Source organism: Mannheimia granulomatis (assembly GCF_011455695.1).
Lineage (GTDB): Bacteria > Pseudomonadota > Gammaproteobacteria > Enterobacterales > Pasteurellaceae > Mannheimia > Mannheimia granulomatis_A.
Map to the genome: position 1 here is coordinate 2,000,358 of NZ_CP015030.1, position 26,122 is coordinate 2,026,479.

Below are 26,122 nucleotides of genomic sequence, written 5' to 3' on the forward strand. Positions count from 1 at the left end.
CATCTTTAAATGGCGTCCCCACGGGGATTCGAACCCCGGTTACCGCCGTGAAAGGGCGATGTCCTAGGCCTCTAGACGATGGGGACAACATTTAAAGATGCTTTCCGCTTTGCCATTTTGGGTTAAACATTCTAGCTACTTTTGCCATATCTTGCAAGATTATGACCGCTTGAATGCCTAACTTTCATTCATCTCTTGTCCTGCGCTTATCTATCAAACAATCTGTGTGAACACTTGCTGTCGTTACAGCTCCACTTCGCTCTCGCTTAGCTTCGCCCTTGATTTTTGGTAAGGAGGTGATCCAACCGCAGGTTCCCCTACGGTTACCTTGTTACGACTTCACCCCAGTCATGAATCATACCGTGGTAAACGCCCCCCTTGCGGTTAAGCTATCTACTTCTGGTACAACCCACTCCCATGGTGTGACGGGCGGTGTGTACAAGGCCCGGGAACGTATTCACCGCAACATTCTGATTTGCGATTACTAGCGATTCCGACTTCATGGAGTCGAGTTGCAGACTCCAATCCGGACTTAGACGTACTTTCTGAGATTCGCTCACCATCGCTGGGTCGCCGCCCTCTGTATACGCCATTGTAGCACGTGTGTAGCCCTACTCGTAAGGGCCATGATGACTTGACGTCATCCCCACCTTCCTCCGGTTTATCACCGGCAGTCTCCTTTGAGTTCCCGACCGAATCGCTGGCAACAAAGGATAAGGGTTGCGCTCGTTGCGGGACTTAACCCAACATTTCACAACACGAGCTGACGACAGCCATGCAGCACCTGTCTCAAAGTTCCCGAAGGCACACTCGCATCTCTGCAAGCTTCTTTGGATGTCAAGAGTAGGTAAGGTTCTTCGCGTTGCATCGAATTAAACCACATGCTCCACCGCTTGTGCGGGCCCCCGTCAATTCATTTGAGTTTTAACCTTGCGGCCGTACTCCCCAGGCGGTCGATTTATCACGTTAGCTACGGGCACCAGAGTTAAACCCCAATCCCCAAATCGACAGCGTTTACGGCGTGGACTACCAGGGTATCTAATCCTGTTTGCTCCCCACGCTTTCGCACATGAGCGTCAGTACATTCCCAAGGGGCTGCCTTCGCCTTCGGTATTCCTCCACATCTCTACGCATTTCACCGCTACACGTGGAATTCTACCCCTCCCTAAAGTACTCTAGACTCCCAGTCTGAAATGCAATTCCCAGGTTAAGCCCGGGGATTTCACACCTCACTTAAAAGTCCGCCTGCGTGCCCTTTACGCCCAGTTATTCCGATTAACGCTCGCACCCCCCGTATTACCGCGGCTGCTGGCACGGAGTTAGCCGGTGCTTCTTCTGTAGTTAACGTCAATTGATTGTTCTATTAAAACAATCACCTTCCTCGCTACCGAAAGAACTTTACAACCCGAAGGCCTTCTTCATTCACGCGGCATGGCTGCATCAGGGTTCCCCCCATTGTGCAATATTCCCCACTGCTGCCTCCCGTAGGAGTCTGGACCGTGTCTCAGTTCCAGTGTGGCTGGTCATCCTCTCAGACCAGCTAGAGATCGCGGGCTTGGTGAGCCTTTACCTCACCAACTACCTAATCCCACTTGGGCTCATCTTATGGCAGGTGGCCAAATGGTCCCACCCTTTAGTCCACAGACATTACGCGGTATTAGCTACCGTTTCCAGTAGTTATCCCCCTCCATAAGCCAGATTCCCAAGCATTACTCACCCGTCCGCCACTCGTCACCCAGGGAGCAAGCTCCCTTGTGCTACCGTTCGACTTGCATGTGTTAAGCCTGCCGCCAGCGTTCAATCTGAGCCATGATCAAACTCTTCAATTCAAAAAGTTTAATCGCTCAATATGTACTGACATAAAAATCGCACTCTCAAACTAACTTAAAAAGTTAATTTAAAGAGAAAATGAATTTCTAGTTAAGCACCTATTAAGACTTCAAAATTAAAAAATATTTTTAAATCAAGTCAATCAACAAGTGCCCACACAGATTGTCTGATAAATTTTTAAAGAACAAAATAAAACGACGCACTGCAAATCAACTTAACTCGTCACAACAGCGCGTCGTTGTGTGATGTGCATTATAGAGCTTTTTGCAAACGTTGCAAGTGGTTTTTTAAAAGTTTTTCTCGAATGTGTTATTTTTCATCAAAAACAAACTTTAAGTCTAAATATTCAGCACAAAAAGCTCATTAAACCCCCATTGTTGCATGATTTTTCGTTTAATATCTAAATCATCCGCTTCAATAGTACAAAACGCTGCATTTTTTAGATTTGAAAAACCTTTATTTTCAACCTTACTCTCTTTTTCTAACAAACTTACTACTCGCTTTGCAATGCCTATTCCTGGATCAACAAAGTGACGAATACTAGGTAATAACTGTCGTAATTCTTCTTTAACTAATGGAAAATGTGTGCAGCCTAAAATAACAGTATCTAACTCAGGATGATTTTGCCATTCTCGTACAACAGCTTGCAAACGTTGCAGATTAATCTTTCCAGTTCTCTGTTTTTCTTCCACAATCTCCACCAAATCGGTAGAACCTATTTTCTCAACCACACAATCTTTCGCATAAGTTTCTATTAACTCAGAGACATAAGGACGAGTAACCGTACCTTTAGTAGCTAACAAGCCTATTGTTTTGGTTTTTGATATTTCTGCAGCTGGCTTGATAGCAGGAACCGTTCCAACAATCGGTAAATGAAATTTTTCACGCAATGCAGGAAGCACCGCTGTACTTGCGGTATTGCAAGCCACTACTACCATATCAAGCGGTTGTTTTTCTGAAATTTTTTGCACAATTTTAACCGCTCTTTGAATAAGAACAGATTCAGTTTTTTCTGAATAGGGAAAAAAAGCATTATCAAAACAATATAAATAATGTGCATGAGGTAATACTTTACGGATTTCATCATAAACCGTTAAGCCGCCCATGCCCGAATCATAAAGAAGAATTGTTGGTTTCATGGTGATATAGCGAATAAAAAGTTGGCAAAATGCTACCTTTTTCTGATTCTACATTCAAGTCATCTATTCATTTAATTTAACCTCCTACTAACTTAAGTAAATCAAGCGGTCAATCTCTTGCTAATTTTTACTAGACATCACTTTACAAAGTCGCAATAATCAGCTTGTTATCATTCACTTAGGAGAAACAGGATGCAACAATTTAATACACAAGAAATCGGTTGGATTGGCTTAGGTCAAATGGGCGAACCTATGGTAAAGCACCTATTAAACCATGGCGTAAGAGTGGGTGTTTATAATCGCAACTCGGCAAAAGCGGAGCAAGTTGTTGCTGCTGGTGCAACCGCTTATCCTTCTGTATTAGAGTTAGTGAAAGCTCACGATGTGATTTTTTTAATGATTGCAGATTATGCCGCAGTTCAGCAAGTATTAAGCCCTGAAGTGTTAGCTGAATTAAAAGGCAAATTAGTGGTGAATATGAGTACCATTTCACCAACTCAAAACCAAGCTGTTCAAGCACTTTTAGCTCAACATGATGCGGAATTTGTGGAAGCTCCGGTTTCCGGCTCAAGTAAAGTAGCAGAGGCTGGTAAATTATTGGTGCTTTCAGCCGGTAATCAAGAGATTGTTGAACAACTCAAACCGTTGTTTGCAGCCTTTAGCACTACCACTTTCTATTATGGCGAAGTAGGTAAAGCTGGTGGAATTAAGCTTATGATCAACTCATTATTAGGAATATTTATTCAAGCCTATGGCGAAGCATTGAATTTTGCTGATCAATACGGTCTTCCGAAAGAGCAAGTGATTGAAATGATTTCCGGTTCATTTATGAATAGCCCGATTTTCCAAGCTAAGGTACCGATGTATTCGGCAAATGAATTCCCGCCAGCATTTATGATGAAACACATGACTAAAGATTTTAATCTAGCAAGCGAAGAAATCGCAAAATTAGGTAAATCATTCCCGCTAATTGAGCAAGCAACCAAAACTTACAATCAAGCCAACGATTCAGGTTTGAGCGAAGTTGATATGGCTGCCATTTATCAATTCTTGGCAAAATAAATGAAAATCGGTTGAGTTAATCAAAACACCAACCGATTTTTACAAATAAGGGAAACTTTCTAGAAACAGCTCTTTGATTTCAAGGGAAAACCCATTGATTTCATACACTCCTCGGCGAGCAAACAAACCGTTTTCGGCTTGTGTCCATTCTAATGTCTTTCTGAGAGGATTTTGGGAAAACAGCCATAACCCAATCGGTTCATTGCCGAGTTTCGGTACATTTTGGGCAATATTTTCAATAGTTGATTTCGGCACAAGGGTTTGGGCGAAAATCCAGTTTGTGGTGCCATCTTTTAATAACACTTCACGCAACCAGTATTCCTCATTACAAGCGGTCGTTTTTTGTAAATTTTTTGCAATCCACTTTTCTTGCACCACTTCCACATTAAAATCAACCGCCACTTCACACAGTTTTTGCGTTAAAGAGCCATGGTGTAGTAACCATTGTTGTTGTGCAGGAGAAAGAGCCTCTGGGTTTGTTTGCCACGCTGATTCTGAAAAAACTTGGCGATATTCAAGATAATAATCCATTGTAATTTGTAAATTTTTTGCCATTTTCGACCGCTTGCGAAAATTGAGCGAATAAAAAAAGGTAAATTGTAAACATACAATTTACCTTTTTGTCTTTCATTTTAAAAGATTATTGTTGAATTAATTTTCTCGCAGCTTCAACTACTACTGAAACAGCTTTATGTTCGGTATCGTGAATTGTTGCTTCGTTTGGAATCTCTTGTTGTGTGCGGTTTACAATTACTCCTGCGACCATTCCAGCACGTAAACCCAGTGCAGAACACATGGTAAATAAAGTGGCTGACTCCATTTCAAAATTCATCACATTAAGATCTTGCCATTGCTTTAATGAACCTTGGAAATGACGGTAAATTTTACCAGTGAAAGTGTCATAACGCTCTTGTCCTGGATAGAATGTGTCTGATGATGCCGTGATTCCGACATAAGGTTTAACACCCGATTCTACCGCAGCCGCATAAAGTGCATTAGTACATTCAAAATTTGCCACTGCAGGATATTCCATCGGTGCAAAATGCTGGCTTGCTCCATCTAAACGCACCGCCCCTGTAGTAATTAAAATATCCCCTACATTAATATGTTCTTGGATAGCCCCTGTTGTGCCGATACGTAAGAAAGTACGAACGCCTAATTGGGCTAACTCTTCCACACAGATAGAAACTGAGGGACCACCAATTCCGGTTGAGCAAACCACAACTGGTTCACCATCTAAATATCCTAACCATGAGGTAAACTCGCGAGTAGATGCTAAAAACTCCGGATTTTCCATTTTTTTCGCAATACGCTCGCTTCTTGCAGGATCACCGGGAACAATTGCAATTTTTGCCCCTTTTAACATCGCTTTGGTTAAACCTAAGTGAAATACTTCAGACATATTATTATCTCCTTAATCTTTTCCAAATGAAAGTAACCTCATTCTACCCTAGCAAGCGGTTGATTTACGAAGATTTTTTGCAATCAATGTTGGTTTTTGTGAAGCAGATCAAAGGCAAACGATTTCTTTTGCTTTCAATAAATTCTTCTTTATTCCCAAATTAATCTTCCTCCCCAACCTTCAACACTCTTCTCTGAACTAAATTTCACCATTTCTTTTACAAACTGACACGCTTGCTCCTTATTAAAGAAAAAAGGTGCTTCAAAGAAAACATTAAGACCGCCGATGTATTTAGCCGGATCTAAAATATAATTTACACTAATTGCCTTTGTACAAGCGCCTTTAACGCCAAATTCTTTTAGTTTAGCGTAAACATTTCTATCGTTGTGAATACCAGAATACCAAGCACTGCTTATAAACCTCGCCAGCTCAGCCGTCATAAAATAGCAATTTGTATCAATATGATTATCTGCAACTCCGCTAATATTCATCACACATTCTGTTTCATTTATTTGAAACGGAAACTCAAGTGGCTCTCCATAACCACGAGAATAGTCGCCAATAGACTCCATGGTATCAACACATATAAAATTACCATCAGAATCATAAAATTTACGTAACGCATAAGCATAACCGGATTGATGCTCAATCAATGCATTTACACCTGTTTCGACATGATTAGGTTCAAACCAATTATCATCATCAAGAAAACAAACAATATCTTCTTTTATTAAAAATGGAGCAATCGCATTGATACTACTATTCGTCCAACCATTTGCTCCTGTATTCATCGGCAAATAAGTAACCGTCAAATTGTCAAATTTATTTAAAATATCAGCCGCTTGTTGGTGGTATTTCTCACCATCAACAAATATATAGTGTTTACAAGGGTATGTTTGGTTTTGCACACTAAAAATAGCGCGCTCTAATTCAATTCGACCAACAGTTGAAGTAATTACTGCAACTGTAGGTTTAGTTGATTGAGTGGCACTCATTCTATTTCCTTAAGACCATTAAAAAATTATTTTTATTTATTTGTAAATTTTTATCTAAATTCAACCGCTTGTATTGGAATATTAAGGGATAATCTCACGTAAAATCGGATTTTGCAGAGAAATCAACGTTTCTGTCGATTGAATTTCATCAATTGATTGAATTTTACCAGCCAACACGCTGTGTAATTCCTCAATGGTATGAGTCATCACTTTAATGAAAATGGAATAGTTGCCTGTAGTATAGTAAGCTTCAACCACTTCATCAAATTCACTCAGCTTTGCGATGACCTTATCATAATCTTTTGCCGATTTTAGAATAACCCCAATAAAGCAGCAAACATCATATCCAAGCTTACGTTCATCTACAACAATTTTAGTCGATTTAATTACCCCGGCTTGTCGCATTTTTTCTACTCGTACATGAATAGTCGCAGCACTTACACCAAAATTTTTTGCCATTTCCGCGTAAGGTACACGTGCATCTTTAATCAACCAACGTAAAATTTGCTGATCTAGCTTGTCAATTTCCGCTCTAATACTATTTTTAGTGTGCATTTTTTCTTCCTAAACCCCAATTAATTAAATATATTATAATAAAATACATATTTTTTTAAATAATATTTAACCCAAAGGCTTTTTTATTTAATGAATATTGCATTTTTTAGAGATTTCTTTAAATTAGCACCTATCGTGATTGCATTAAACACGAGAGATAAAAATCAACACTCTTTTTTTAGGAAAGCAAAATGAAAAAATCATTCATCTTACAACAACAAGAAATCAGTTTTGTTAAAAACACCTTTACACAATATTTGATCGATAAACTAGGTATTATTGAGGTACAAGGTCCGATCTTAAGCGAAGTCGGTAACGGCATGCAAGATAACCTTTCTGGTATCGAGAAAGCCGTAAAAGTCAATGTGAAATGTATTCCAAACTCAACCTATGAAGTTGTTCACTCTCTAGCAAAATGGAAACGTCATACTTTAGCTCGTTTTGGGTTCAAAGAAGGAGAAGGTTTATTTGTGCATATGAAAGCACTACGTCCCGATGAAGATTCATTAGATCGTACTCACTCTGTATACGTAGATCAGTGGGACTGGGAAAAAGTAATCCCTGAAGGTCGCCGTGATTTTGCCTTCTTAAAAGAAACAGTAAATGAAATCTATAAAGCGATTCGTTTAACTGAATTAGCGGTAGAAGCCCGTTTTGATATTCCATCAGTGTTACCAAAACAAATTACTTTTGTGCATAGCGAAGACCTAGTACAACGCTACCCAAATATGACAAGCAAAGAGCGTGAAAATGCAATTTGTAAAGAATGCGGTGCTGTATTCTTAATTGGTATTGGCGGAAAACTATCTGACGGTAAAGCTCATGATGGACGCGCGCCGGATTACGATGACTGGACAACCGAATCAGAACAAGGTTATAAAGGATTAAACGGCGACATTCTTGTTTGGAACGAAGAATTAGGCACTGCATTTGAATTATCTTCAATGGGTATTCGTGTAGATGAAACAGCCTTACGATTACAAGTATCAATCACTGGTGATGAAGATCGCTTAGAAATGGATTGGCACAAAGATTTATTAGCAGGTAAATTACCTCTTTCAATCGGTGGCGGTATCGGTCAATCTCGCTTAACTATGTTCTTATTACGTAAAAAACATATTGGCGAAGTACAATCAAGCGTATGGCCGAAAGAAGTCTTTGAAGAATTTGAGAATATTCTTTAATGTGAAAGGCGAACAAATGTTCGCCTTTATTTCATACAAACTAAAAACAATCATAGATATGAAATTTACTCCAGATATTTGCCAAGAATTAGAATTCTATATTTATGCCCTAGTATCGCCTCTAGATAATTCTATCTTTTACATTGGAAAAGGATTTGCTAATCGCATATTTGAACACGAAATATCTGTATTAAATGATCCAAAAGAAACAGAAAAAAATTTAGAAATCAGAAAAATTCAATCCCAAAATAAACAAGTCATAAAATATATTATTACCTATGGCTTAACAGAAAAAGAAGCCTTTATTGTAGAAAATACGCTTATTAGTTTCTGCCAATTATTGGATAAACGCTCATTAAAATTAAGTTCTCTAAAAAACATTATATCTGGTCATAGAACCTCAAAACAAAAAAATAAATTAATTGCTGCTGGTACTGTTGCTGAAATTCAGTCTTTATTTTCTCCTAGACAAGTTCCTTTATCTACATTGAATTTAGGAGAGCATGAAGAAATAATGTTTGTAAAAATTAAACCAACACCTGATATGCTTGGTAAAAAAGAACGAAATTTAACCCATCAAAAATTATTAGATCCAACAGATTCAGCACTACGTATAAGAACTTTAGGTGATTGGGCAATGAATAAAAATAAAGCAGATAACATCACCTATATTTTAGGAGTTTATCCTAGAAGCGGAATGATTGTTAGTGCTTATCAAGTCGGTGTAGATAAAAGTAAAGAGCGTTATTCTTCATATGATGAAAAAAAGAACAAACATAAAGTTACACGATATAACTTTAATGATAATGCAGTTCCTATAGATAAAATTGGAGATGTAGAATTATTTGCTAAACAGGAAGATGGAACTATTCAACATATAAAAATTACTGGAACAAAATATGTCGATGACAGCGGTAAATTATTAAATATTCAATCTGAGTTAGTTTACAGTTCTGATAAATAGCAAATCTAATTATTAGATGCAAAAAATTGGCAAATTTCGACCGCTTGTAAAAAAACAAAACCCCACTAGTGTGGGGTTTTTTATTAGTTAACGTTTATTCGCCAATTTGGTTTTAGTGAGTTCGTAAACTCGCAATTTGGCAATTTCTCGAGCTAACTTAGCCGTCATGTCAGCTGTATTAGCTTTATCAAGAGTTTCTTCAACCTTACGTTTCGCAGCCAGAATACGTTGTTCATCAAGCTCATCGCCACGAATAGCAACATCAGCCAATACGGTAACAACGGTAGGTTGCACTTCGAGGAATCCACCTGAAACATAGATAAAATCTTCTTTACCATCTTCAAAAGTAAATTTCACCATACCAGGTTTGATTGCGGTTAAAAGTGGTGTATGACCTGCATACACCCCTAATTCACCGGCAACTCCTGAAACCCGTACACTTTTAACGAGACCTTCAAAGATTTTACGTTCTGCACTCACTACCGTGAGTTCAAATTGAGATGCCATTTTGTTCTCCTTTTTTTAAGAACAATTACATCTGTTTTGCTCTTTCGATCACTTCATCGATTGAACCCGCCATATAGAACGCTTGTTCTGGAATATGGTCGTATTCGCCTTCTAAAATGCCTTTAAAGCCACGGATGGTTTCTTTTAATGGAACGAATTTGCCCGGCACGCCGTTAAATACTTCCGCAACGTGGAATGGTTGTGAAAGGAAACGTTCGATTTTACGTGCACGTGCTACAAGACGTTTGTCGTCTTCTGAAAGCTCGTCCATACCTAAGATCGCAATGATGTCTTTTAACTCTTTATAACGTTGTAATGTACCTTGTACACCACGTGCTACGTTATAGTGCTCTTCACCAACCACGAGAGGGTCTAACTGGCGAGAGGTTGAGTCAAGTGGATCTACCGCAGGGTAGATACCGAGTGATGCGATGTTACGGCTTAATACTACCGTTGAATCTAAGTGAGCAAAGGTCGTTGCCGGAGACGGGTCAGTTAAGTCGTCCGCTGGAACGTAAACCGCTTGTACCGAGGTGATAGAGCCGGTTTTGGTTGAGGTAATACGCTCTTGTAACACACCCATTTCTTCCGCCAATGTCGGCTGGTAACCTACCGCAGACGGCATACGGCCTAAAAGTGCTGACACTTCAGTACCTGCAAGGGTATAACGGTAGATGTTATCCACGAAGAATAATACATCACGACCTTCATCACGGAATTTTTCCGCCATGGTTAAGCCGGTTAATGCCACACGCAGACGGTTGCCCGGTGGTTCGTTCATCTGACCATACACTAACGATACTTTATCCAATACGTTAGAGTCTTTCATTTCGTGGTAGAAGTCGTTACCTTCACGGGTACGCTCACCTACGCCTGCAAATACAGAGTAACCGCTGTGTTCGATTGCGATGTTACGGATTAACTCCATCATGTTTACGGTTTTACCTACACCCGCACCACCGAACAAGCCAACTTTACCACCCTTCGCAAACGGAGCGACTAAGTCGATAACTTTAATACCGGTTTCTAATAATTCGGTACTGTTTGCTTGCTCTTCGTAGCTTGGTGCTGCACGGTGAATCGTCCAACGCTCTTCTTCACCGATTGGACCAGCTTCATCAATAGGCTCACCTAATACGTTCATAATACGACCAAGGGTTTTAGTACCAACCGGTACTTCAATCGCTTTGTGTGTATTTTCAACTTTTAAGCCACGTTTTAAACCATCAGATGAACCGAGTGCGATACAACGAACCACACCGCCACCTAATTGTTGTTGAACTTCAAGCGTTAAGCCTGTTTCAACTTTTAATGCATCATAAACTTTTGGTACTGCATCTTGCGGAAACTCAACATCGATTACCGCACCGATGATTTGTACAATTTTTCCCGTTGCCATTACCGTTCCTCTATTCTGTGTTAAATTGCAGCGGCACCCGCAACAATTTCATTTAATTCATTCGTAATACTTGCTTGACGAGCTTTGTTATACACCAACTGTAATTCATTAATGAGGTTACCCGCATTATCAGTCGCTGCTTTCATCGCAACCATTCGAGCTGCCTGTTCGGAGGCAAGATTATCTACAATCGCTTGATACACTTGTGATTCTAAATAGCGAACAAGTAAGCTATCTAATAATGCTTGCGGACTTGGTTCGTAGATATAATCCCAAGAACCTGTTGCCGCAAGTGAATCATCTTCAAGTGCTGGCAATGGAAGTAACTGCTGAACAGTCGGTTTTTGTGACATCGTATTGACAAAGCGGTTGAAAACCACGTGCAATTCGTCAATCTCTCCATCACGATAAGCTTGCACCATTGTATTAATGATACCAACCAAATCTTCCATTGCCGGCGCATCACCCAGCCCATTAATATAACCTTTAATCTCCAATCCCATCGGATTAAAGAAAGCAGCAGCTTTATTTCCAACTAAACCGAGTTCAGCTTTTATGCCTTTATCGTCTTGTGTTTTTAACTCATTTAAGACCGTTTTAAATAAGTTGATATTTAAGCCACCACATAAACCACGGTCGGTTGAAACGACTAAATAGCCAACTTTTTTTACCGTCCGTGCTGTCAGGAATGGGTGTTTATAATCAATGTTTCCTTTGGCAATATGGCTGATCACCTTACGAATGTTTTCTGCATATGGGCGAGAAGCCGTCATACGCTCTTGGGTTTTGCGCATTTTAGATGCGGCAACCATTTCCATCGCTTTGGTAATTTTTTGCGTATTACGAACACTTGCAATTTTGGTTCTTATCTCTTTAGCACCTGCCATATTATTTCTCCGCTAAAAAGTTTGGATTACCAAGCACTGTTCTTTTTGAAACCAGATAAAATTTCGTTTAATTTATCTTTGATTTCATCATTGAAATTACCCGATTTTGATAATTCCTGCATAAATTCGCCATAATTGCTTTGAGCATAGGCTAATAAATTTGCTTCAAATGAGCTAACTCGCTCAACAGGAACATCATCAAGATAACCGTATTCTGCTGCCGCAAGAGATAAACCTAATTGTGCTACAGACATTGGCTCAAACTGTTTCTGTTTGAGTAATTCAGTTACTTTTTGACCGTGAGAAAGTTGTTTACGTGTTGCTTCATCAAGATCGGATGCAAACTGTGCAAACGCAGCTAATTCGCGGTATTGAGCAAGTGCAGTACGAATACCACCGGCTAATTTTTTAACGAGTTTAGTTTGTGCAGAACCACCTACACGAGAAACCGAGATACCCGGGTTTACCGCAGGGCGGATACCCGCATTGAATAAGCCGGATTCTAAGAAAATCTGACCATCAGTAATCGAGATAACGTTAGTTGGAACGAACGCCGATACGTCACCCGCTTGGGTTTCGATGATCGGTAATGCGGTTAAAGAACCTGTTTGACCTTTTACAGCACCATTAGTGAAACGTTCTACATAATCTGCGTTTACACGAGATGCACGCTCTAATAGACGAGAGTGGAGGTAGAATACATCACCTGGGAATGCTTCACGACCCGGTGGACGGCGTAAAAGGAGAGAAATTTGACGGTAAGCAACCGCTTGTTTAGATAAATCATCGTAAACGATTAAGGCATCTTCACCACGGTCACGGAAGTATTCACCCATCGCACAACCTGCATAAGGTGCAAGGTATTGCAATGCCGCAGATTCAGACGCGGAAGCCACCACCACGATAGTATTTTCTAACGCACCATGTTCTTCTAATTTACGCACTACGTTTGCGATAGTTGAGGCTTTTTGGCCGATCGCTACATAGATACATTTAATACCTGAATCACGTTGGTTGATGATCGCATCAATTGCCAGTGCTGTTTTACCTGTTTGACGGTCGCCGATAATAAGCTCACGCTGACCACGACCGATTGGTACCATTGAGTCTACCGCTTTGTAACCAGTTTGAACCGGCTGATCAACCGATTGACGATCGATAACGCCTGGTGCAATCACTTCGATTGGTGAGAAACCATCATTTTGGATTTCACCTTTACCATCGATTGGCTGACCAAGGGTATTCACCACACGACCTAATAAGCCACGACCAACTGGCACTTCTAAAATACGACCTGTGCATTGTACTTGCATACCTTCTGCTAAATCAGCATAAGGACCCATTACAACCGCACCAACAGAATCTCTTTCTAAGTTTAATGCAATCGCATAACGATTGCCTGGTAATGCAATCATTTCACCTTGCATTACATCAGATAAGCCGTGGATACGAATAACCCCGTCACTTACCGAAACTATTGTCCCTGTGCTTTGAGCTTCACTCACTACATTAAATTGGGCAATACGCTTTTTAATCAATTCACTAATTTCAGTTGAATTTAGTTGCATTTTTTATTCCTCTTACAAGCTCAACTCTTGACTCAAGCGGTTTAGCTGTCCACGACTACTACCATCAATAACAACATCATCATAACGAATAATGACACCCGCAATTAACGAACTATCTACCGATGAAGTAATACGTACTTTTGTTCCGAGTCGCTTTTCCATCGCGTTAGCAATTTTAGTCTGTTGTGCATCTGTTAGCTGATTTGCAGAAATCACTTCAACATCTTTCACAGCTTCGTACTCTGCACGTAGCTGTAAAAATGCACTCAATACAGCAGGTAATACCGCTAAACGTTTATTCTCTGCCATAACGCGAATGAAATTTTGCCCATATTGATCCAGTTGCTCACCACAAATATTGATAAACGTATCAGAAATCTGACCGCTTGCAAGTGATGAACCGATAAAATCAGCAACCTGCGGATTCTCGGCAACAACAGCAGAAAACTCCAGCATATCCTGCCATTTATTCAACTGACCTTGTTCTAAAGCAAAATCGAAAGCCGCTTTAGCATAGGGGCGAGCTACTGTGCTTAATTCTGACATCTGCCCCACCTTTTTATAGTTCTGCAACTAGCTTATCAATAATATCGTTGTTCGCTGCAGCATCCACTGAACGACCAACAATTTTCTCTGCACCGGCAACAGCCAATGCTGCGACTTTTTGACGAAGCTCTTCTTGAACACGTTTACGCTCACTTTCAACTTCTGCATAACCTTGTTCAATAATACGTTGACGTTCCACTTCAGCTTCTGCTTGTACAGATTCTAAAATTTCATTACGACGTTTTGTTGCTAAATCAATAATATTTTGTGCTTCTTCTTTTGCTTTAAGGATTTCTTGATCCGCTGCAGCTTTAGAATCTGCCTGTTCTTGTTTCGCTTTTTCAGCAGATGCAAGTGCGTTAGCAATGTTTGCTTGACGCTCTTCAATCGCTCTAATTAGCGGTGGCCATACAAACTTCATACAGAACGCTACAAAAAGTGCGAATGCAATCAGTTGGCCAATTAGTGTTGCATTTAAATTCACAACGCCCTCCTAAAAGTCGGTTAAGTTATTCTATTGATGAATAACGGTTAATCAAATCCCGACTTATTTCAATAAATCAATGAACGGGTTTGCGAAAATGAATAGTAAAGAAATACCTACAGCGATCATCGCGATAGCATCTAAAAGACCAGCAACGATAAACATTTTAGTTTGTAAGCTTGATGCTAATTCAGGTTGGCGAGCTGATGACTCTAAGAATTTACCACCTAAGATTGCAAAGCCAATAGCTGTACCAAGTGCAGCAAAAGCTAATAAAATTGAAGCACCAATAATTGTTGCTGTGATTACTGATTCCATAATGTTCTCCATTAAATTGAGGAATTAGCCCGAAGGCTGAGGTTGTTGATAAAAATATAAATTCAAGCAGTCAAACCTATGTAAAAAATCACAAAAATCCTACCGCTTGTAAGGTTAGTTTAATGATCCGCTTTGTTATAAGCAATACTCAAATAAACAATCGTTAGCATCATAAAAATAAAGGCTTGAAGCGTAATAACTAAAATATGGAAAATAGCCCAAACCAAGTGTAATGGAATACCTAGCGCTTGTAACGCAAAGTTATCAGCCATATACATTACTGCAATAAGGATGAAAATTAACTCACCTGCATACATATTACCGAACAAACGGAAAGCCAGTGAAATAGGTTTTGCAAGCAAAGTTACTGTTTCAAGAATAAAGTTTACCGGAATAAAAGCCCAGTGGTTAAACGGGTGTAATGTGTATTCTTTTACTAAACCACCAAAACCTTTTGATTTAACGGTATAGAATAAAATTAACGCAAATACACAGATTGACATCCCCAATGTTGCACTAATATCTGCGGTTGGCACAGCACGTAAGTAGTGAATACCGAACAGATTTGCTAACTGAGGTAAGAAATCGACCGGTACTAAGTCAATCGCATTCATAATAAACACCCAGCAGAAAATCGTTAATGCAAGAGGTGCAATAATATTACGAGGACCGTGGAAATTATCCTTAACTAAGCCATCTACCCATTCAATGACAATCTCAACAAAACACTGTAATTTACCAGGTACACCTGTAGTAGCATTTTTTGCTACTCGAGAGAAAACCCATAAGAAAATCACACCTGCCACTAAAGAGAAGAAGAGAGTATCTAAATGTACTGCCCAAAAGCTATCGCCTGTAGTTAAAAAACTCAAGTGATGGCTAATGTATTCTGCTGTAGTTCCAGCCATAACCTATCCTTTAAAAAACAAAATTAATGGTGACGTTTGCTTAATACAAACGGGATTATATTATTTAAAAATAATGCGATAAAATAACCCGCAAAAAACAAAACAAAATCTAAATTTGGAATGAGTTTAAAACAGACTATTATGAAAATAATAGTGACCAACCATTTTAGTCCTTCACCACGATAGAAAGAACTCATTTTTGTCCGATCTTTTGCAGAATTTCTAAAGAAAACCCAATATACAAAAACAATATGTGGCACAAAGCTAGAAAAACCACCTGCAAGAAAAGAGATACTGTTATAATACCCCTTCCATAAAAAAAGAGTGAAAGCCAAAACTAACATAATTCCAGCTTCAATTCTTAATGCTTTGAGATATTGTGATTTTGCTTTATTGATTACAGCAGACACTTTTTATCCTTTTTGAAGTTAAATTCGACAATCAGGCTAACCATTAGCCACTGTTGATCAATGAAAATCCAACAGAAATTATACCTTACAAATCAATAGTTGCAACCCAAAAACCAGATAAAACGAGGCATTCTTCACATTTTTGAAAAAAACTCCGATTTTTTGTAATAATTACGATAAATTATTTTAAAAAATAGCCAAAATAGTTTATATTTATAACCAAAACTAAAAAGCTGCACTTTATACTTAATCACAAATTTATTACTGCCTCAAAGAATAGATATAAGGAAAATATTATGATTAAAATGAATGACTTAGTAAATAAAACAAATACTCCAAAATCAACCATACTCTACTACATAAAAGAAGGTTTATTGCCCGAACCATACAAAGATAAGCCTAATTTTCATCTTTATGATGAAAGTAACATAAAGCTATTGGAGTTTATCAAATACCTACAATCAAACTTTAATGCAAGTATTTCGCAAATTAAGTCGCTATTTTCTCACCCTAATTTTGATAAAAACAATCCTTACGAAAGTTTGATTCACTCCTTATCATTAATTATGGGGGCAGAAAATGAAACTTTTGAGCCGGAGCAACTTTGCTACGAATTTAAGATAAGTGAGCAAACACTTAATAATTACGTAGCACAAGGATTATTAAATCCTCGTGATGGTATTTTCACCAGTAAAGAGCGTGAAATTTTAAGTATTATCAGCCATTGTAATGCAACAGAATTAAACCTACTACAAGCCTATATTGATGTAGCCAAACAACTGGCACAATTTGAAGTCAATATTACCTTAGAAGGTTTATCTAATAGTGAGCAAAAAGATAACAAACTAAAACATCTTTTTGATATTTTACTTGTACTTAAGCCTTATGTTTTCAATATGGAAACGTTGAAAACTTACCAAAAAATGACTAAATAATAAACCACCGCTCACTTTGATAGTAAGCGGTTATTTTTTAACTAAATTTCGCAAAATCTATTAATTTTATAAAGCAACACTTTACAGTTTTATAAAGATAAGTAAAATATCTATAAAAATAACTCTTAAAAGGGACTTTCTATGTTAAAACTACTGAAAATTACAGGTTTTATTCCTTACTTAGCTATAGCATTCCTTAATGCTAGTGTAGATCTGGCGCATAAAATCACCATCCAAAATATTTTATTAAAAAGTTTTGAAGGCAACACACTAGTAATTTTAACTGCCATTATTAATGCGATGATTTTATTGCCATTTATCTTGTTATTTTCACCTTCTGCATGGCTAAGTGATAAATTTTCCCGAACTAAAGTCATTCGCATCAGCACGGTAGCTGCGGTGATTTTAAGTAGCTTTATCTGCTTATGTTATCTTTTCGGTCAATTTTATTTTGCTTTTGGGCTTACACTTTTACTTGCCGTTCAAAGTGCTATCTACTCACCGGCAAAATACAGTATCATTAAATCGATTGTCGGCACCGAACACTTAGGTATGGCAAACGGTATTATTCAAGCCTTAACTATTGTAGCAATTTTATTCAGCTCATTTGCTTTCTCATTTTTCTTTGAATTTAATTACACTGTATCGAACTCTCCAAACACCATCATAGAAAGCGTTTCACCTATCGGGATTGCACTTGTTGTATTAAGTATTCTTGAAATGTTATGTGCTTTCCGCCTACCTCACTATCCGCAAGCGGTAGAAAAAGAGGAAAAATTTGCAATTCAAAAATACCTTTCGCTTGGTTATTTGCAAGACAACATCAAAGAGCTACGTAAAAACAAAAATATTTGGCTAAGTATTATTGGACTAAGCCTGTTTTGGGGTGTATCTCAAGTCTTGATATCTGCATTTCCGGCACATTATAAAACCACCTTTAACACAGATAACGCTTTGATTATTCAAGCTATTTTAGCAACCAGTGGGATAGGATTAATCATTGGCTCTTATATCGCCGGACGCTCTTCTAAATTACACATTGAGCACGGTATTGTACCGATAGGTGCTTTAGGGATTTTCCTCTCACTCCTTTACCTCTCTTTTTCCCAAAATCAATGGTTGATAACTCTTTGTTCATTTAGTTTCGGTATTTTTGGTGGATTATTTATTGTGCCACTCAATGCAACTATTCAATATTTTGCACCGGAAAAAATCAGCGGCAAAATTATGGCAGGCAATAACTTTGTGCAGAATATCGCAATGGTCTGCTTTCTAATATTAAGCATAATCTTTGTAGAACTTAGTATTTCAACTACAGGATTATTCTTTTTTGCCTCTATAGTTTGTTTAATCGGCAGTTTCTATGCCATTTTACAATTACCCCATTTATTCACCCGTTTATTGTTATTACCGATCTTAAAAACCGGCTACCGTTTCCATGTGGAGGGATTAAAAAATCTACCACAAAGCGGCGGAGTATTAATGTTGGGTAATCACATTAGCTGGATTGATTGGCTGGTACTACAAGCTGCCAGCCCTCGTGCTATTAAGTTTGTGATGTTCCGCCCTATTTATAACAAATGGTATCTAAACTGGATATTCCGTATTTTCAAAGTTATTCCTATTGGAGCAGGCTCAAGCAGAGAAAGTATTCAAACTATTCGCCATTACCTTGAGAAAGGAGAAGTAGTAGCCCTATTCCCTGAAGGTCATATTAGCTATAACGGACAAATCAATGAATTTAAAAAAGGATTTGAATATATTTTAGAAGGCTTAGAAAACGTGACTACCGTGCCTTTTTATTTACGTGGGCTATGGGGTTCAAGCTTCTCACGAGCAAATAATCATTACAAAAATCTCAGTAAAAAAGGGAAACGTGATGTATTGGTTGCATTCGGAAAACCAATTAAAGGCTTTATAAACTCAACAAAAATGAAACAGAAAGTGATTGAGCTTTCCTATTCTGCATGGAATAACTTTATGAACCGCCAAAAGCCACTAACACATCACTGGCTCGGTTCAGCCAAAGCGAATTTATTTAAAACTACTATTGTTGATGCCCAAGGCACAAAACTGAATAATGCTCAATTTATTACCGCAGTTTTACTCTTTGTGAAATCATTAGAGAAACAGCTGAAAAATGAAAAACATATTGGAGTGTTGCTTCCAAGTTCAGCAGCAGGCTCAATAGTCAATATGGCATTAATGGTTTTGGGAAAAGTCCCTGTCAATCTAAATTACACACTAAGTCCAGAAGTGATGGAAAAATCGCTAGCTAAAGCAGACATTAAAACCATAATTAGCTCTGACAAATTCATCCAAAAACTGACAGAAAAAGGTTTTGATTTTTCAACCTTGTTAGCAGATAAGTTACTTTATGCCGAAAATATTGCCAAACATACCACCAAATTTGCAAAAAGCCGTACATTTTTAACCGCTTGTATCACGCCTCAATGGTGGATAAAAGCCCGTTATTTCAAATCGGTTGAACTAAACGATACGGCAACAATTCTCTTTAGTAGCGGCAGCGAAGGTGATCCGAAGGGCATTGAATTAAGTCACAAAAATTTACTCACTAACATCAAACAAGTAAGTGAATTACTCAACTTCCAAAAAGAGGATGTCATCTTAAATTCATTGCCTATTTTTCACTCTTTCGGCTTAACGATAACGACATTATTACCACTCTGTGAGGGAATAAAAATAGTCAGTATTGCAGACCCAACAGATGGTGCGACTATTGGTAAATTAAGTGCTAAGCACAAAGTGTCTATTTTATTTGGCACATCCACTTTCTTCCGCTTATATGTACGCAATAAAAAACTTCACCCATTAATGTTCCAAAATGTGCGAATGGTAATAGCCGGTGCCGAAAAATTGAAAACAGACGTAAAAGAATCGTTCAAAATGAAATTTGGTCTGGATATATTAGAAGGCTACGGCACAACTGAAACCGCTCCTGTTGCAAGTGTGAATATGCCGAATATACTCGATCCTGACACACTCAAAGAGTTTACATTTAGTAAAGAAGGAACTGTCGGAATGCCACTACCCGGCACAATTATCAAAATAGTCGATCCTGAAACATTAGAAGAGCTTGCAGCAGGCGAAGATGGATTAATTCTTATCGGAGGCGGACAAGTCATGAAAGGCTATCTCAATGATGAAGAAAAAACAGCTGAGGTAATCGCAGAAATTGATGGAGAAAGATACTACAAAACAGGCGATAAAGGTCATATTGATGAACAAGGGTTTATCACAATTGTCGATAGATATTCCCGTTTCGCTAAAATTGGCGGGGAAATGATTAGCCTTAGCTCGGTAGAAGAAAAACTGACTCCACTTTTCAACGATGAAACAACTTTGGTTACTACAACAATTAGCGATGATAAAAAAGGCGAACGCGTTGTTTTATTGATAAAAACGGAATTAGAGTTAGAGGAAATCAAAGAAAAGATTAAATTTTCAGGCTTACCGCCAATTATGCAACCAAGCGAAATATTTATCGTTAAAGAAATCCCGTTGCTTGGATCAGGTAAAGTGGATTTTAAAGGGGCGAAAATATTGGCTCAGCAGTTATCTATATAATTTTTAATAGATAACCCTAATATACAAGCGGTCATTTTCTGTGAAAAATTTGCAAAATTTTCAGGAAAAATGACCGCTTGCTATAACAAAAAAGTAGCAACATTGTCGCGACTTCCTAGTAAATAAAATAACTTTTATCAATTAACGATATGGTTGCTCTAAAGGCACTTCTGCATCAGGTTCATGAGTAATGCGGTTACGTAAATCGCGGCGAATAACCTCAATTGTCCAGAACCAGAAAATATGACCGACTAATTCGGAAATATGCTCATATAACGGCCATTCAGCCACAGGTGGAGTTAATCCTAATGCCGGGAATGTAATATAGTGAACACAAATATTAGCGATAAGACCCGCACCAATACCTTGCCAGAACTTAATTTTAGGGAATATTTCCGCAACAATACAATACCCGATCGCAAAAACTAATGAGAAAATCATGTGAGTGACACCAATCCAGTTGAATGCATGATCAGCAAATGTAAATGCAGCTTCTGTTGGATCAATACCAATATAATCACGTAAAAATACGTGTGGCGGATTTAAAAAGGCACGCGAACATTCTTGTAATGCAATTATTTTCGCCGCCACTTGGTCTGCTGCTGCATTCATTGCATCTAAAACGGGTTGTGGACAAGCTGCTGTAAATAAATCAAGTGGGCTACGTGGCGGAAAAGGATGTTCTGCTCCCCATTTTACGAATGCAGAAATAGTGCCGGCAATAATACCGATAAAGGCAGCTAAACCATAACGACGGCGATTTGGATTAGTTTGTTGAAAAATACTCATAATAAAATCCTAATTTGAGTGAATAATAGTGTTGTGTTAATACGCCATTTTTTGAAATAGCATTTCAAAAGGCAAATGCTATTTTGAAGACAATTAATTTAAATTGCAAATTAAATAATTAAAAAGAGTTAACTCCAAATAAATAGATAACATTTTATTTATATTTAATCTTTTTACTTTTTATTTATTTAACAAATAAACATTTTCATAACAAAAAAACACCTTGAAAGTTAATTATATCAAGGTGTTTGACTATTCTATTAAGGTTTAATATATAAATGCTATTTTTGAAGTACGACCAAATGCCTTTCCCCAACCAATTCAGGGACTTCAAGTTGAATTACATTCACCAATTTTACCGGTTTTTTAACTGACTGAACCTCTAGCTCATCATATATCCCTTTTAACGCATAAAACTTGCCGTTTTCATTCGGTAAGTGGTAACACCAATTCACCATATCATCAAGGGAAGCAAAGGCTCGACTTAAAACACCATCAAATTGCTGTTCGTTATATTCTTCCACACGGCTAAGTACAGGGGTAACATTTCGAATTCCTAACTCACGCAAAGCATTTCTAATAAATGTGATACGCTTACCTAAGCTATCTAATAAAACGAATTGCTTATCCGGATTAGCTATCGCAAGCGGAATACCTGGTAAGCCCGGGCCGGTGCCAACATCAATAAATTTATCGCCTTGTAAATGCGGGCTTACTACCAAACTATCTAAAATGTGTTTTACCAGCATTTCATCTGGGTTGCGAACAGAAGTGAGATTATAGGCTTTATTCCATTTATCTAGTAATTGTACAAAGCCGACTAACTGTGCTTTTTGTTGATCGGTTAGGTTAATACTTGTTTGTGCTAACAAGCGGTCTAATTTAGCTAACATTTTACAAATTCCTTCTTTATTTGTGATACAAAATCCCCAAGATAGTTTGTAAATTTTATCGAAAAAACGCCCGCTTGTCGCTGTTACATTTCTCTCACCTATATAAGCAAGGCTTGCTACAAAGATATGAGACTATTAATAAATGTATTCTGCAACTTTACTGCTTGTTAATTTATCAACTAACTATGATGCAATTAATCTAACCCTCCGATAAAACCATTTTCCCTCAGTGCATCTATCACTCCTCGAATCAAATAAGATTGGGAAAAATTTGGAATATAGATTCTTGCCCTTTCTTCCAGTGGCAAAATAAATCCTCTCTCAACCATCTTTTTTATTTGATAAGTACGTTGATTAGCTGTCAAGTGTGGAAAAATCATGCCAATATCCCCTGCCTTAAATTCACTATTCACGACTGAAAAACGCAAAATTTTCGCTTCATCCTCATTAATAAATTGTCTTTTTTGAGAATATTGGATCGCTGGTAGCAAGATTCTTTCATTTAAGAATTTTTGGCTGGTTAACTTATCGACTTTCTGCAACTCCCTTGAGATGCCCGACAGAACATAGGTACACCATTTTTCTAAATCTTCAACTGTCCCGTTATCTGCAACAGATAACATCTCATAATAACGATTTCTGTCGCTACAAAAGACAGCTGTCGGATTCAGTACCCGCCCTCCGGCTTGTACATTAAAGCCATATTTAACTAATAAAGCATAAGTCAACAGGCGTACTGTGCGGCCATTGCCATTACCAAACGGATGAATCCAACCGAAACGATGATGTGCTAAGGCTATTTTCATTAAATCATATTTGGGCTTGTCATTATTATTGATAAATTCGACTAACTCCTGCATATAATTAGGCACTTGAAGAAAATCCGGCGGTATATGGTTGGATTGTGCAATAGCAACTTTATGTTTACGATATTCTCCAGGGGTTTTATCTCCTTCCCTAGTCAAACTCATTACGGTTAATGCGTGTAATTCACGAATGAAATACTCACTGATAGGTTCTCCAGCTTGTAAATGCTCATCAATGAATCGCATTGCATTTTCAATATTACGGATCTCTTCTAATTGCTCAGAAGGACTTGATTGGTTATCTAAATGGTTTTCTACATAGTCGGCTAATGTAGTGTGATTACCTTCAATCCTAGCAGACCCCAAACTTTCCAACATATGGAAAATGCTTTTTAGCTGCATAAAAATGACAGGATGCACATCACCAATCAAACGAAGTGTGCGTAATTTCTCTAATTCAGTGAGTACATCGATCAAATCTGAGTCAAAACGAGGATTTAGTAATTGTAATGGAAAATCTTGAAATGTTGGTTTCATTATCTTGAATATCTCCGTTTACAGTGCTGTTAATAATGAAATAAAAATGATATAAATCAATTAGATAGATAAAGAGTCAGATTTAAAAAGATTCAGACCATATAGAAAATTATCTTGAATTATATTTTAGTATTATCTTTAAAACAATGATAAAAAAACCTTTCACTTTTTAAAGTGAAAGGTTTAACAGACCTTCTACAGCTCGCCTCTCTTCAACATTCCTTGCTTTTTCAAATTCACAAGTAAAATTGAAATTGCAGCCGGGGTAATACCTGAAATGCGGCTTGCTTGTCCGATTGAAACCGGGCGATGTTGCATTAATTTTGCTCGGACCTCATTAGATAAGCTATCTACTTTGTCGTAATCAAACTCCGGTGGAATTTGCGTATTTTCGTGGCGGCGGTGGCGTTCAATTTCGTTATATTGATGCTCAATGTAGCCTTGATATTTAATCGCAATTTCCACTTGCTCTGCCGCTTGTTTATCTTCTAAAGCCGGAGCAAAGAGTGGCACTTGGATGAGTTTTTCATAGCTCATTTCCGGGCGGCGTAATAAATCTTCACCGCTGGCTTCACGAGTGAGTGGCGAACTAACTAACGCATTAACGGCAGCTAAATGCTCTGATTGTGGATGAATCCAAATCTGTTTTAAACGCTCGCGCTCTTTTTCAATATTTTCCATCTTTTGATTAAAGCGAACCCAACGAGCTTCATCAATTAATCCCAATTTGTGAGCAATCGGGGTTAGGCGGATATCTGCATTGTCTTCACGCAGTAATAAACGGTATTCGGCACGAGAAGTAAATACGCGGTAAGGCTCTTTAGTGCCAAGCGTGCAGAGATCATCTACCAATACGCCTGTATAAGCTAAATCACGGGTTGGGAACCAAGCCTCTTTGCCTTGCACTTGTAATGCCGCGTTAATCCCGGCTAACAAACCTTGAGCTGCTGCTTCTTCATAACCGGTTGTTCCATTAATTTGACCAGCAAAGAACAAGCCGTCAATTGCTTTGGTTTCAAGTGTTGGTTTTAAATCACGCGGGTCGAAATAGTCATATTCAATGGCATAGCCTGGCTTAATAATACGAGTATTTTCCAAACCTTTCATTGAATTTACGATGCCCATCTGTACATCAAACGGTAAACTGGTTGAAATACCGTTAGGATAAACTTCGATAGTATTCAAACCTTCTGGTTCAAGGTAAATTTGGTGGCTATTTCGATCGGCAAAACGCATTACTTTATCTTCAATAGATGGGCAATAACGTGGGCCAATCCCCTCAATAATTCCAGTATACATTGGACTACGATCTAAATTGGAACGAATCACATCATGTGTTTGTTCATTAGTATGTGTAATGTAACAAGGAATTTGACGAGGATGATTTTCAACCGCTCCCATAAAAGACATCACAGGTAACACATCATCGCCGTGTTGTTTTGCTAATACATCAAAATTAATGGTACGAGCATCTAAACGTGGCGGAGTCCCCGTTTTTAAGCGATCAACACGCAAATTAAGATCACGCAAGCGATCCGCCAACATGGTCGCAGCAGGATCACCCGCTCGGCCGCCCGCATAGTTATCTAAACCAATATGGATCTTACCCGCCAAAAAAGTACCAGCTGTTAATACAACCGAGCGAGATTTAAAAACTAAGCCCATTTTAGTTACAGCACCTACAGCTCGGTTATTTTCCACTAAAATATCGACCACTTCTTGCTGGAAAATATCTAAATTCGCTTGGTTTTCTAACGCGGTACGTACTGCATTGCGATAAAGCACACGGTCGGCTTGTGCACGGGTGGCTCGCACAGCTGGGCCTTTAGAGCTGTTTAATGTGCGAAATTGGATCCCTGCAAAGTCGGTGGCAATTGCCATTAAACCACCCATTGCATCGATCTCTTTCACTAAATGACCTTTGCCGATACCACCAATAGCAGGGTTACACGACATTTGCCCTAGAGTATCGACATTATGTGTTAAAAGTAAGGTTTTCAACCCCATTCGAGCCGGTGCAAGTGCTGCTTCTGTACCAGCATGTCCGCCACCTACGACAATAACGTCGTAAATTTGGTTATAAATCATATATAGCCTATTTATCTGAATCTAATTTCTAAAAATAATCGGCTATTTTACCTTAAAAAAGGAGAAGCTGGGAAATAGATTTTAAAGAGGAAAAGATCAAACTTAAGTGAACTAAATATAAAAGAGATCTATATAAAGATCTTTATTGCTATTCTTATTAAATCCTCTCATTTTTGTGTATAAAGGATCTTCCTTTTACAAAACAATGAGTTAGATCTCTTTTTATACGTGTATAGCATTATCAATTTATAGATCTAACCTGTGGATAAAAAGTTAAGTTATCCACAGAGTATATTTTTTGTTAAGTTTTTATAGAATAAGTACCAAA

23 protein-coding genes, 1 tRNA gene and 1 rRNA gene are annotated in these 26,122 nt (G+C 38.2%); 5 read left to right on the top strand and 20 right to left on the bottom strand.

Features of this window, described 5'->3' with window-relative positions; all coding sequences use genetic code 11:
* Window positions 1-10 precede the first annotated feature (10 nt).
* The 3 genes from A4G16_RS09695 to murI all read right to left on the bottom strand — a co-directional run bounded on the left by A4G16_RS09695 (window position 11) and on the right by murI (window position 2,969).
* A tRNA-Glu gene (locus A4G16_RS09695) sits at window positions 11-86 on the bottom strand.
* A 203-nt stretch (window positions 87-289) separates the two neighbouring features.
* Window positions 290-1,829, bottom strand: a 16S ribosomal RNA gene (locus A4G16_RS09700).
* Between the two features lie 339 nt (window positions 1,830-2,168).
* Window positions 2,169-2,969 (bottom strand): glutamate racemase, encoded by an 801-nt coding sequence (murI, locus tag A4G16_RS09705; protein WP_165889671.1) that lies wholly within the window; start codon window positions 2,967-2,969, stop codon window positions 2,169-2,171.
* 192 nt (window positions 2,970-3,161) lie between these two features.
* Here murI and A4G16_RS09710 point away from each other — a divergent pair, with 192 nt between their 5' ends.
* A complete protein-coding gene (locus A4G16_RS09710; RefSeq protein ID WP_165889672.1) occupies window positions 3,162-4,031 on the top strand; it encodes an NAD(P)-dependent oxidoreductase in 870 nt (289 codons plus the stop codon).
* Between the two features lie 39 nt (window positions 4,032-4,070).
* Here the strand turns inward: A4G16_RS09710 and A4G16_RS09715 are convergent, their stop codons facing one another.
* The 4 genes from A4G16_RS09715 to asnC all read right to left on the bottom strand — a co-directional run bounded on the left by A4G16_RS09715 (window position 4,071) and on the right by asnC (window position 6,983).
* A complete protein-coding gene (locus tag A4G16_RS09715; RefSeq protein ID WP_165889935.1) occupies window positions 4,071-4,562 on the bottom strand; it encodes a chorismate--pyruvate lyase family protein in 492 nt (163 codons plus the stop codon).
* A 109-nt stretch (window positions 4,563-4,671) separates the two neighbouring features.
* On the bottom strand, window positions 4,672-5,433 hold the full coding sequence (udp, locus tag A4G16_RS09720; protein WP_027073526.1) for a uridine phosphorylase: 762 nt from the start codon (window positions 5,431-5,433) through the stop codon (window positions 4,672-4,674).
* A gap of 149 nt (window positions 5,434-5,582) precedes the next feature.
* Window positions 5,583-6,428, bottom strand: coding sequence for a glycosyltransferase family 2 protein (locus A4G16_RS09725; protein WP_165889673.1), 846 nt, complete (start codon window positions 6,426-6,428; stop codon window positions 5,583-5,585).
* 81 nt (window positions 6,429-6,509) lie between these two features.
* Window positions 6,510-6,983 (bottom strand): transcriptional regulator AsnC, encoded by a 474-nt coding sequence (gene asnC / locus A4G16_RS09730; protein WP_027073524.1) that lies wholly within the window; start codon window positions 6,981-6,983, stop codon window positions 6,510-6,512.
* 191 nt (window positions 6,984-7,174) lie between these two features.
* On the opposite strand from asnC, the gene asnA reads away from it, so the two are divergent.
* Both asnA and A4G16_RS09740 read left to right on the top strand, forming a co-directional pair.
* Entirely contained in the window at window positions 7,175-8,167 is a 993-nt protein-coding gene (asnA, locus tag A4G16_RS09735; RefSeq protein ID WP_165889674.1) for an aspartate--ammonia ligase, read from the top strand.
* 16 nt (window positions 8,168-8,183) lie between these two features.
* Window positions 8,184-9,131 carry a GIY-YIG nuclease family protein gene (locus tag A4G16_RS09740; protein ID WP_165889675.1) on the top strand — a complete coding sequence of 316 codons (948 nt, stop codon included), beginning with the start codon at window positions 8,184-8,186 and terminating at the stop codon, window positions 9,129-9,131.
* A gap of 87 nt (window positions 9,132-9,218) precedes the next feature.
* On the opposite strand, the gene A4G16_RS09745 is transcribed toward A4G16_RS09740, so the two are convergent.
* The 9 genes from A4G16_RS09745 to A4G16_RS09785 all read right to left on the bottom strand — a co-directional run bounded on the left by A4G16_RS09745 (window position 9,219) and on the right by A4G16_RS09785 (window position 16,158).
* Window positions 9,219-9,638 carry a F0F1 ATP synthase subunit epsilon gene (locus A4G16_RS09745; protein WP_027073522.1) on the bottom strand — a complete coding sequence of 140 codons (420 nt, stop codon included), beginning with the start codon at window positions 9,636-9,638 and terminating at the stop codon, window positions 9,219-9,221.
* Window positions 9,639-9,663: 25 nt separating this feature from the next.
* Entirely contained in the window at window positions 9,664-11,037 is a 1,374-nt protein-coding gene (gene atpD / locus A4G16_RS09750; protein ID WP_165889676.1) for a F0F1 ATP synthase subunit beta, read from the bottom strand.
* A 20-nt stretch (window positions 11,038-11,057) separates the two neighbouring features.
* Window positions 11,058-11,924: a F0F1 ATP synthase subunit gamma gene (gene atpG / locus A4G16_RS09755; protein ID WP_165889677.1), complete on the bottom strand. Its 867-nt coding sequence runs from the start codon at window positions 11,922-11,924 to the stop codon at window positions 11,058-11,060.
* Between the two features lie 26 nt (window positions 11,925-11,950).
* Complete coding sequence (atpA, locus tag A4G16_RS09760) at window positions 11,951-13,492, bottom strand: F0F1 ATP synthase subunit alpha (RefSeq protein WP_165889678.1); 1,542 nt, start codon at window positions 13,490-13,492, stop codon at window positions 11,951-11,953.
* A 12-nt stretch (window positions 13,493-13,504) separates the two neighbouring features.
* Window positions 13,505-14,038 (bottom strand): F0F1 ATP synthase subunit delta, encoded by a 534-nt coding sequence (gene atpH, locus A4G16_RS09765; protein ID WP_117471560.1) that lies wholly within the window; start codon window positions 14,036-14,038, stop codon window positions 13,505-13,507.
* A gap of 13 nt (window positions 14,039-14,051) precedes the next feature.
* Window positions 14,052-14,522, bottom strand: coding sequence for a F0F1 ATP synthase subunit B (atpF, locus tag A4G16_RS09770; protein WP_027073517.1), 471 nt, complete (start codon window positions 14,520-14,522; stop codon window positions 14,052-14,054).
* 63 nt (window positions 14,523-14,585) lie between these two features.
* Entirely contained in the window at window positions 14,586-14,840 is a 255-nt protein-coding gene (atpE, locus tag A4G16_RS09775) for a F0F1 ATP synthase subunit C (RefSeq protein ID WP_005599073.1), read from the bottom strand.
* A gap of 119 nt (window positions 14,841-14,959) precedes the next feature.
* A complete protein-coding gene (gene atpB, locus A4G16_RS09780; RefSeq protein WP_165889679.1) occupies window positions 14,960-15,748 on the bottom strand; it encodes a F0F1 ATP synthase subunit A in 789 nt (262 codons plus the stop codon).
* A 23-nt stretch (window positions 15,749-15,771) separates the two neighbouring features.
* A complete protein-coding gene (locus A4G16_RS09785) occupies window positions 15,772-16,158 on the bottom strand; it encodes an ATP synthase subunit I (RefSeq protein ID WP_165889680.1) in 387 nt (128 codons plus the stop codon).
* A gap of 296 nt (window positions 16,159-16,454) precedes the next feature.
* Here A4G16_RS09785 and A4G16_RS09790 point away from each other — a divergent pair, with 296 nt between their 5' ends.
* Entirely contained in the window at window positions 16,455-17,093 is a 639-nt protein-coding gene (locus A4G16_RS09790; RefSeq protein ID WP_165889681.1) for a MerR family transcriptional regulator, read from the top strand.
* Between the two features lie 141 nt (window positions 17,094-17,234).
* Complete coding sequence (locus tag A4G16_RS09795; RefSeq protein WP_165889682.1) at window positions 17,235-20,681, top strand: acyl-[ACP]--phospholipid O-acyltransferase; 3,447 nt, start codon at window positions 17,235-17,237, stop codon at window positions 20,679-20,681.
* A gap of 141 nt (window positions 20,682-20,822) precedes the next feature.
* Here the strand turns inward: A4G16_RS09795 and A4G16_RS09800 are convergent, their stop codons facing one another.
* The 4 genes from A4G16_RS09800 to mnmG form a co-directional block, all read right to left on the bottom strand.
* Complete coding sequence (locus tag A4G16_RS09800; RefSeq protein ID WP_165889683.1) at window positions 20,823-21,470, bottom strand: YagU family protein; 648 nt, start codon at window positions 21,468-21,470, stop codon at window positions 20,823-20,825.
* A gap of 281 nt (window positions 21,471-21,751) precedes the next feature.
* Window positions 21,752-22,363, bottom strand: a complete 612-nt coding sequence (rsmG, locus tag A4G16_RS09805; protein WP_165889684.1) for a 16S rRNA (guanine(527)-N(7))-methyltransferase RsmG — start codon at window positions 22,361-22,363, stop codon at window positions 21,752-21,754.
* A gap of 194 nt (window positions 22,364-22,557) precedes the next feature.
* Complete coding sequence (locus tag A4G16_RS09810) at window positions 22,558-23,706, bottom strand: Fic family protein (RefSeq protein ID WP_165889685.1); 1,149 nt, start codon at window positions 23,704-23,706, stop codon at window positions 22,558-22,560.
* A gap of 195 nt (window positions 23,707-23,901) precedes the next feature.
* Window positions 23,902-25,794 carry a tRNA uridine-5-carboxymethylaminomethyl(34) synthesis enzyme MnmG gene (mnmG, locus tag A4G16_RS09815; RefSeq protein WP_165889686.1) on the bottom strand — a complete coding sequence of 631 codons (1,893 nt, stop codon included), beginning with the start codon at window positions 25,792-25,794 and terminating at the stop codon, window positions 23,902-23,904.
* Window positions 25,795-26,122: the final 328 nt, after the last annotated feature.